The sequence below is a fragment of the Acidiphilium sp. genome, assembly GCF_049977125.1.
GTDB lineage: Bacteria > Pseudomonadota > Alphaproteobacteria > Acetobacterales > Acetobacteraceae > Acidiphilium.
In genome coordinates this window covers 13,017-18,852 of record NZ_JBMFGY010000061.1, presented here as the reverse complement: position 1 = coordinate 18,852, position 5,836 = coordinate 13,017, and the positions used below count along the sequence as shown (strand labels likewise).

The 5,836-nt window shown below is 67.0% G+C and carries 6 protein-coding genes; all 6 read right to left on the bottom strand.

Translation table 11 applies throughout. The features are described from left to right. Nucleotides 1-567: AMP-binding protein (locus ACP5E6_RS10750; RefSeq protein ID WP_427954236.1), on the bottom strand; the 567-nt coding region annotated here is incomplete at its 3' end. After that, nucleotides 564-1,532: a cyclase family protein gene (locus ACP5E6_RS10745; RefSeq protein WP_427954235.1), complete on the bottom strand. Its 969-nt coding sequence runs from the start codon at nucleotides 1,530-1,532 to the stop codon at nucleotides 564-566. The genes ACP5E6_RS10745 and ACP5E6_RS10750, both read right to left, overlap by 4 nt. A 107-nt stretch (nucleotides 1,533-1,639) precedes the next feature. After that, nucleotides 1,640-2,173, bottom strand: a complete 534-nt coding sequence (locus ACP5E6_RS10740; RefSeq protein ID WP_427954234.1) for an N-acetyltransferase family protein — start codon at nucleotides 2,171-2,173, stop codon at nucleotides 1,640-1,642. 10 nt (nucleotides 2,174-2,183) lie between these two features. Continuing rightward, nucleotides 2,184-3,476: an RsmB/NOP family class I SAM-dependent RNA methyltransferase gene (locus ACP5E6_RS10735; RefSeq protein ID WP_427954233.1), complete on the bottom strand. Its 1,293-nt coding sequence runs from the start codon at nucleotides 3,474-3,476 to the stop codon at nucleotides 2,184-2,186. A gap of 174 nt (nucleotides 3,477-3,650) precedes the next feature. After that, complete coding sequence (gene guaB / locus ACP5E6_RS10730; RefSeq protein WP_427954232.1) at nucleotides 3,651-5,150, bottom strand: IMP dehydrogenase; 1,500 nt, start codon at nucleotides 5,148-5,150, stop codon at nucleotides 3,651-3,653. Nucleotides 5,151-5,296: 146 nt separating this feature from the next. Beyond that, a partial coding sequence (locus ACP5E6_RS10725) for a hypothetical protein (RefSeq protein WP_427954231.1) occupies nucleotides 5,297-5,836 on the bottom strand: 540 nt, incomplete at its 5' end.

Sequence of the window (5,836 nt, the reverse complement as noted above, 5' to 3'; positions counted from 1 at the left end):
GGGGGGGGGGGCGATGGTGGCCGCGAAATCGGTGGTGTCGGGGAATGTTTGGGGGGTGGCGGTGGCGAACAGGCGGGGGTCGTTGCGGGTCTGGAAGGTCAGGGCGCTGGTGGTGATGACGAGGGTGGGGCGCAGGGTGGGGTCGAGCGGGCCGAACACGGTGGGGTAGGTATCGTCGTGGCAGATGACGGCTTTGGGCGTGCAATCGGCGAAGAGGGTGGCGATTTCACGGGTGCGGTTCATCGGGTTGATCGCGACGGCGATGCCGCCGGATTTCCAGGCGGCGAGGATGGCGATGACGAATTGCGGGACGTTTTGGAGGAAGATCGCGAAACGGTCGCCGGGGGCGAAGCCGTGCGTGGTGAGGTGGGCGGCGAGGCGGTCGCTCAGATCGTCGAGCTCGGCGTAGGTGATTGTGGCATCGAAATAGCGGATGGCGGGGCGGTCGGGCGCGCGGGCGCGCGCGGCGCGGAACATCGCCAGGGCATCGGTGAAATCGGGGGTGATGGTGGCGGGTTGGTCGGGGTCGTAGAGGGCGAGCCAGGGTTTCGCGTCGTAGCTGGTCACTTGATCACCACCGGGTTGACCGGGGCGCCGGTGCCGCCGGCGACTTTCAGGGGGGCGGCGGTGTAGAGGAAGGTCCATTGATTGTCGGTGGCGCAATCATCGGCCAGGGCATCGAGGGCGGCGATTTCGGTGAAGGTGACGCCGAGGTTACGCATCAGCGCGTTGTGCAGGGGCAGCACCACGCCGGAGACCGGGTCGGCGGTGACTTCGTTGGCGATGGTGTCGGTGACCAGGTTGGGGATTTCCATCTCGTGGAACCATTTGACCAGCTCGGGGCTGTAGGTCAGGCCGGGTTCGATGAAATCGCGATAGAATTCGGTTTTGTCGCGCGTGTAGAACGAGCCGATCCAGCCGGTGCGGATCAGCAGGATGTCGTGTTTTTCGATGGTGACGCCCTGTTTCGCGGCGGCGGCGAGGAGGTCTTCGTGGGTGAAGGTTTCGCCGCGATCGAGCACGGGCTTGTCGCGATGGCGGGCGATGTCGATCAGGATGCCGCGGCCGGCGATGCCGCGTTCGGCGATCGGCAGGACGCTGGCCTTGGTCATTTTGCCGGCGGTGGTGCGGGCGTCGTAGCCGTTATAGAGCATGTCGTCGCACCAGACGTGGCCGAGCGCGTCGTATTGGGTCGAGCCTTGGAGGTACATGATCAGCATGTCGTCGGCGTATTCGGCGTGGCCGGGGAAGACCGGGCCTTTGCCGCAGAGGTAGTGGCCCTTGTCCATGACGTTGACGCGGACCGGCTGGGCGCGGCCGGGCCAGACCGGATCGCCGGCGGGGTGGCCCATCATGACCTGGAGGGTGAAGGTCTTGCCCTGTTTCACCGCCTGGACGCCGCGCAGGACTTCCGCCGGGGTGAGGAAGTTGAGGCTGCCGACTTCATCGTCGGCTCCCCAGCGGCCCCAGTTTTTCGGGTCGTGCTTCAGGAGTTCGGTGACCGGGATTTCGGCGCGCAGCGTGCTGGCCATGGCGGTTTCCTCGTGTTGGTGCGAACCGGTCTGATGCCGGATGGGCGTATCCTGCAATTTTGGCGGGGATGGTGCAAGATGCGCGATCGGGCGGGGCGGCGTCTGGCCTATTCGACCAGCGCCTCGATCGTTTCCCAGCGATAGGCGGTTTGCGCCACTTCGGCGCCGCCGACCGTGACCATGCCGTCGGCGGCGTGTTTGCCGCCCATGCGAGCGTAGAACCAGCGGGCGGGATTGTCGGAGAGGACCCAGACGAACAGCGAGGTGCAGGTTTTCGCGGCGAGATGGGCGGCGGCGGCGCGCATCAGCTGGCGGCCGAGGCCGCGCTCGCGGTAATCATCGAGGACGTAGAGGGTTTCGATTTCGCCCTCGGCAAGGGCGGCGCGGCGGCGGCGGGCGGTGACGAAACCGACGATGCGCACCCCGCCCGCCCCGCCGGCGTCGGTGCCGGAGGCGACCGCGACATGGACAACGCCACCGCTGCGGATCACGCGATCGTAATAGCCGGCCTGACGCGGGGCGGACAGGCCGGTCAGCACCGATTCGGGCAGCACGCCGGCATAGGTGCTGCGCCAGCTGGCGACATGCACGAGACCGATACCGGTGGCATCGGTCGGGCGGGCGCGGCGGATCGTGATCATCGGCTCATGGTCATGTCGGCGGCGTGGCTGAACGCTCCATGCGGCAGGCGAAGAAACCATCGGTGCCATCGCGCGCGGGCGAGAGGCGCAGGGTGTCGTCCCGCAGATAGGCGGGGAACGCCTCGCCGACCGGGGTGATGTGGAAGCTGGGATGACGGGCGAGGAAACCGGCGATCTGATCCTCGTTTTCGGCACCCAGCATCGAACATGTCGCATAGATGAGGGCGCCGCCGGGTTTGACCAGACGTTGGGCGTCATCGAGGATGGCGGCCTGTTTGACGGTGAGTTCGGCCAGATCGGTCTCGGTCAGGCGCAGCCGTGCGTCGGGGTTGCGGCGCCAGGTGCCGGTGCCGGTGCAGGGGGCATCGACCAGCACGACATCGAATTTGCCGGCCTGGCGCTTGGTCCATTTATCGCCGGGTTCGAGCAGATGGCGTTCGGCATTGTGCACGCCGGCGCGGCGGAGGCGTTTGATCGCGCCGTCGAGCCGTGGGGTGGAGACATCGCAGGCGATGATATGGCCCTTGTTTTCCATGGTCATGGCGAGCGCGAGGGTCTTGCCGCCGGCGCCGGCGCAGTAATCGGCGACGCGCATGCCCGGTTTCGCATCGGCGAGCAGGGCGACGAGCTGGCTGCCTTCGTCCTGGATTTCGACCAGACCATCGCGGAACGGCGCGGCGCTGGTGACGCTCTGGCGGGAGGCGAGGCGCACGCCCCAGGGGCTGAGCTTGGTCGGTTCGGCTTTCAGCTTGGCCTTGGCGAGCAGGCCGATCGCTTCCTCGCGGGTGGTTTTCAGCAGGTTCACCCGCATGTCGAGCGGGGCGGGCTGCATCAGCGCGTCGGATTCGGCTTCCAGCCGGTCACCGAAGCGGGCGCGCAGCAGCGGGACCACGAAATCGGGCATTTCGAGGCGGATGCCCTCGGTCATATTGGGATGGTCGAGCGTGTGTTTGTCGAGTTTTTCCAGCGCGCGGCGTTCCGCCTCATCGAGCGCGGGCGGGGCGAAGCGCGAGCCGCCGAATTCGGCCGCGGCACGATGCACGGTTGTGCCGCCGAGCACCATCAGCGCGAGAACCATCAGGCGCGGCGTCGGGGTGGCGCCGACGCGCTCGATCCACCAGCCGAGGCGGCGGCGGGCGCGCAGCACGGCCCAGACGGTCTCGCTGATGTCGCGCCGGTCGCCACCGCCGATGAAGCGGCGAGTGCGGAGGAATTCATTGGCGACGGCATCGGCCGGGCGGCGATCGGCGCCGATCGCCTCGAGCAGTTCGATCGCGGCTTGCAGGCGTCCGGCGGGGGTCAAGATTGTGTCCTTTGAGTGGGGAGAAGGCAAGCACTTCTTTTTTTGTAAAAAAAGAAGCAAAAAAACTTTGATTCCATGGGTCCGTACCGGTGTAACCGCCCGTGGCCCAAATTAAAAAAAGTTTTTTGCTTCTTTTTTACAAAAAAGAAGTCTTCTTCTTGCCCTAACACAATCTCAATCCTGCCGATAATTCGGCGCCTCCCGCGTAATCGCCACGTCGTGCACATGGCTCTCGCGCAGGCCGGCTCCGGTGATGCGGCGGAACTTCGCCTTGGTCTGGAGTTCAGCGACGGTGGCGCAGCCGGTGTAGCCCATGCCGGCGCGCAGACCGCCGACGAGCTGGTGGACGACGGCGGACATCGGGCCTTTGTAGCCGACCCTTCCCTCGATGCCTTCGGGCACCAGTTTCAGCGTGTCCTTGATGTCCTGCTGGAAGTAGCGATCGGCCGAGCCGCGCGCCATCGCGCCCAGGCTGCCCATGCCACGGTAGGATTTGTAGGAGCGGCCCTGGTAGAGGAAGACTTCGCCGGGGGCTTCATCGGTGCCGGCGAGCAGGGAGCCGACCATGACGCAATCGGCCCCGGCGGCGAGCGCCTTGACCATGTCACCCGAGGTGCGGACGCCGCCATCCGCGATCGCGGGAACACCGGCCTCGCGGCAGGCGGCTGAGGTTTCCATCACGGCGGAAAACTGCGGCATGCCGACCCCGGCGACCACGCGCGTGGTGCAGATGCTGCCGGGGCCGATGCCGATTTTCACCGCATCGGCACCCGCCCGGATCAGCGCCGCCGCCGCTTGCGGCGTTGCGACATTGCCGGCGATGATCTGCACCGCGTTCGAGCGTTCCTTGATCTGGGCGACCGCGCGCAGCACGCCCTCCGAGTGGCCGTGGGCGGTATCGACCACGATGACATCGACGCCGGCGGCCATCAGGGCGGCGGCGCGGGCGGCGCCATCCTCGCCGACGCCGGTTGCCGCCGCCACCCGCAGCCGGCCCAGCTCATCCTTGTTGGCGAGCGGGTGGGCTTCGGCCTTGTCCATGTCCTTGACGGTGATCAGGCCGACGCAGCGATAGGCCTCATCGACCACGAGGAGCTTCTCGATCCGATGCTTGTGCAGCAGGTGGCGGGCCATTTCCGGGCCGACATCGGCGGCGGCGGTGATCAGATTTTCGCGCGTCATCAATTCATAGACCCGCGAGCCGGGATCGGTGGCGAAGCGAACGTCGCGATGGGTCAGAATCCCGACCAGCCGGTTGGTCTCGCGCTCGACCACCGGCACGCCGGAAATCCGGTATTGCGCCATCAGCGCCTGGGCGTCGGCGAGGGTCTGGTCGGGATGGATGGTCAGCGGGTTGACCACCATGCCGCTCTCGAATTTTTTCACCTGACGGACGGCGGCGGCCTGTTCCTCGATGGTGAGGTTTTTATGGACCACGCCGATGCCGCCCTGCTGGGCCATGGCGATCGCCATCGGTCCTTCGGTGACGGTATCCATCGCCGCCGAGATCAGCGGAATGTTCAGCCGGATGGTGCGGGTCAGCCTGGTTTCGGTGTTGACCGCCGCCGGCAGAACTTCGGAATAATCGGGGACGAGCAGCACATCGTCGAAGGCGTAAGCCTCGGCGATACGGCCGAAGCCGTTGGCGGGGGTATTCATATCAGAGGGAGCCATGGTGCATCCTTACCGGTTTGCGAACCTTGGCGATCCCTACTATCGGCACTGGCGGTCCGGGGCAACCCCGGCGACGCATTTCTGATGCGACGCCGGGGGCGCGGGCGCGGATCGGTGGGTGGTTGCGCTGATCGCCGGGACGGCGATCAGCCCTGCTGCGCGGGCGGGGCGGTTTTTGCCGGGACCGGATAGTCGGCGTAGATCAGTTTGGACGGCGGCGGCAGCGCGCCGGGCGGCAGATGGGGTTTGGCGCCCATCGCCGGCAGCTGGGCCGGGACCGCGCCCATCGGGATTCCTGGCGCCGCGGTCGGGACCGGGCCGCAGGCGTTGCCGCTGCGATGGACCAGCACCCTCACCTGACCGTTGGGACCGCGCAGAATTTGCATCTGCTCGCTGCAGACGCCGCCCGGACCACCGACCGAGACCATCGATACCTGAGTCACACCCGTGCCGCCGAGCGGCACCTGCGTTAAGCCCGTGCCGCCGAGCGGCAGGGCGGCCGGCAGCATCGGCTGGGCGGCGAATTGTTGCAGCGCCGCCAGATTGGCGAGCATCTGGCTCTGCATCAGCGCCACCTGCTGGAACAGCGCGGCCGGCGCCGGCATTGGCCCCGGCATCGGCATCGGCGCCGCCACCGGCAGCATAACCTGCATCGGCATGGGCATCGGGAGCGGAACGGCGACGGG

Excerpts from the sequence above, each read along its gene's own strand:
- ACP5E6_RS10745 (WP_427954235.1), bottom strand. The coding sequence starts at position 1,532 with ATGGCCAGCACGCTGCGCGCCGAAATCCCGGTCACCGAACTCCTGAAG.
- ACP5E6_RS10740 (WP_427954234.1), bottom strand. The coding sequence starts at position 2,173 with ATGATCACGATCCGCCGCGCCCGCCCGACCGATGCCACCGGTATCGGT.
- guaB (WP_427954232.1), bottom strand. The coding sequence starts at position 5,150 with ATGGCTCCCTCTGATATGAATACCCCCGCCAACGGCTTCGGCCGTATC.